Source organism: Alicyclobacillus suci, assembly GCF_017329615.1.
Taxonomy (GTDB): Bacteria; Bacillota; Bacilli; order Alicyclobacillales; family Alicyclobacillaceae; genus Alicyclobacillus; species Alicyclobacillus suci.
In genome coordinates this window covers 1-2458 of the sequence record NZ_JAFMTW010000104.1, presented here as the reverse complement: position 1 = coordinate 2458, position 2458 = coordinate 1, and the positions used below count along the sequence as shown (strand labels likewise).

Annotated in this window: 3 protein-coding genes; all 3 read left to right on the top strand. The window is 42.1% G+C overall.

What is annotated here, in order from left to right:
* Positions 1-226: 226 nt before the first annotated feature.
* Entirely contained in the window at positions 227-493 is a 267-nt protein-coding gene (locus tag J3482_RS19840) for a hypothetical protein (RefSeq protein ID WP_206920053.1), read from the top strand.
* A complete protein-coding gene (locus tag J3482_RS19835) occupies positions 490-1323 on the top strand; it encodes a hypothetical protein (RefSeq protein WP_206923044.1) in 834 nt (277 codons plus the stop codon). The genes J3482_RS19840 and J3482_RS19835 overlap by 4 nt, the downstream gene beginning before the upstream one ends.
* Positions 1324-1426: 103 nt before the next feature.
* On the top strand, positions 1427-2200 hold the full coding sequence (locus J3482_RS19830; RefSeq protein ID WP_206923043.1) for a RodZ family helix-turn-helix domain-containing protein: 774 nt from the start codon (positions 1427-1429) through the stop codon (positions 2198-2200).
* Positions 2201-2458 lie beyond the last annotated feature (258 nt).

The window sequence follows — 2458 nt, the reverse complement described above, 5'->3', positions numbered from 1 at the left end:
TCCGTACCATGATTTCGTCGTGTTCGCTAACAAACCCACCAAATACTTGAAAACACGCCCCGATCAATGACCTCAATCACCTAATCGTCGAAATCCGGGTTTATATATTACATAAAATATCCAAATATTTACGTGCCACAATATCGCAAGCTTGATCGTCTATATCGTCGAAATCAGCCAAGCCAGCCAGATTATTTGGCAAATACATCGAGAGGACGATACGCAAATGAAAAATAAAGCAACGATTATTGGTGTTATTGTAGCAGGTGTAGTAGGCGCACAAGCATTTTTACCGGTTGTCGCCGACGCAGCAACCGAAATCACATATTCATCAATAAACATTTCAATGGTCGGCCAAAAAACAGCTCATCCAAAACATGTTGTCTCTAATGACCCTTGGGCTAAGAAACCTACAAGCTATATACCTATTTATTATCTTCAAAGCATGCTGAAGTCAGTTGCGTTAAAACCACTTGGAATGGAGATACCTTGAACATCACTTCCACGCCAAATGGATGGAAAGTTAATGTAAGTAGCGCACCGGTGACCGGAACACCTCCTAATGGCCAAATGCAGTTTTCCATTGGTGGTAACCAAGATGAATTCCTTAGAGCACCGAAGTTGGTGGCTAAGGATCCGGCAAGTGGCGTAGATACCACGTATGTCCCTGTTTATTATGCGAACTTATTTCTCGAAAATCGCTTGTTAATGGGAGCAAATTGGAACGGAAACACGTGGAGCCTAATTCCACAAATCCTGAGTACGAGTGAATTAGCGTCAATGTCTTCCACGCAGTTGGGGCAATATAATATTGAGTTTAAAAAGGTACTCCCATTCGCAGGCGAAAATGTAGTACGGCACGTTCCTTCGTCACAAATACTTGTAAGTAATCCAAAATCAGCATCTATGTTCGGTGAGAACTTTATTTCTATAAATGGAACACACTATCCATCAAATGAATTTGACGTTGTTGACAGTTGGACAGGAACCATTCAAGGGAACGCTTTTATGATCGAAGTGGATAAACAGGTGAACGGCAGTAAGTACATTGTTGGAGTTATGCATGGAAAGCAAATTTCCGCTGTAGCGCTGAACCAAACGCCTTATATCACGAATTTCATAGGAAATTACGTCGTACTAGCGACACCTAGCCCAACTCAAGGAAACCTATTTTACGCCATTAACCTACAAACCGGTGCAATCGTTACATCGCAAAGTGCTTATGAATTGTCAAACGACTACGGAACGATGGGTGGTGCAAGAGGTATGATTTCTGGGCTTTCAAGAAGTTACCCCATGTACCCAAACGGCAACTCCTATTAAGAATTAAAGTCGTCCCCCCACAGTGTTTTGAGACATTGTGGGGGAAACAAATAAACCTACACTTATTGCTATATAGCATGTGACCGAACAGGAGAGGATTCCAGTGAATAAAGGTCAAAATTTATTTATTGGTACAATTTTAGTATTTACTTTCTCCGCTCTAACTGGATGTGGGAACACAACATCACCTGCGGCTCCTACTACAAACAACAGTGTTACAGCGGAAAATACAGCTCAGACTAATGCAACGGCACCTGCACAAAATTCAACATCTTTGCCATCTTCAACAAATGCAACTGGCAATAAACCCGGAACCATTAATTCTAACACCGCCATGACTCCCAATCAGCTTGCCAACTTTACTCAAAAACATGGAGCACCACCTCCGTTTGTAAGTAAAAATGTAATGCGTCAAGCCCCAAGTAAGCCAGTTCGAGTGAGTAATCCCAAGTCGGCTTCCATCTTTGGTTCAGACTTTATATCCATAAATCGTGTCAAGTATCCGTCAAACTCATTTGATGTGGTGGATAGGTGGTCTGGATCAATACAGGGGAAATCGTTTCAACTTGAGATAGACAAAAAGATTGATGGAAGCAAATTCATCGTGGGTGTGATGAGCGACAATACGACTAGTGCGATGGTTTTAGATAAACAGCCGTGGATTACGAACTTCACTGGAAGTTATGTTGTTTTTGCCAGCCCCAATCCGGCGCAAGGCAATCCGATGTATGCAATTAATTTGATGACAGGCGATATCTTGAAAAACAGTAGTTTGGTGCGACAGATGTCTGGTATCAGTGGAATGGGGGGATATCCATCCGAAATCTCGGGCCTTCCAAAGGCTTATAGCAATTTTCCGAACGGTCAAGGGTATTAAACCTGATTCAAAAGATTCGTCTATCTGAATGTAGGGAGTGAGGTGGTGAAACTTCGATGAATGAACAACTTAACGCTCAAGAGGCAATTCGGTCTCTTTATGAACTGTATTCAAACGACATTTATAGATACGCCAAATTAACGATTGGAAATTCCGCGGAGGTAGTGTCCCGTCAAGTGGTGTAAATTGAGTGCAACCCCTAGTGTTAGCTATTTATGCAAAACTGACGTTGGAGCTAGTAACTGCTGTTCATCAGTG

Coding starts and splice junctions, on each gene's coding strand:
- J3482_RS19840 (WP_206920053.1), top strand. CDS start 227: ATGAAAAATAAAGCAACGATTATTGGTGTTATTGTAGCAGGTGTAGTA.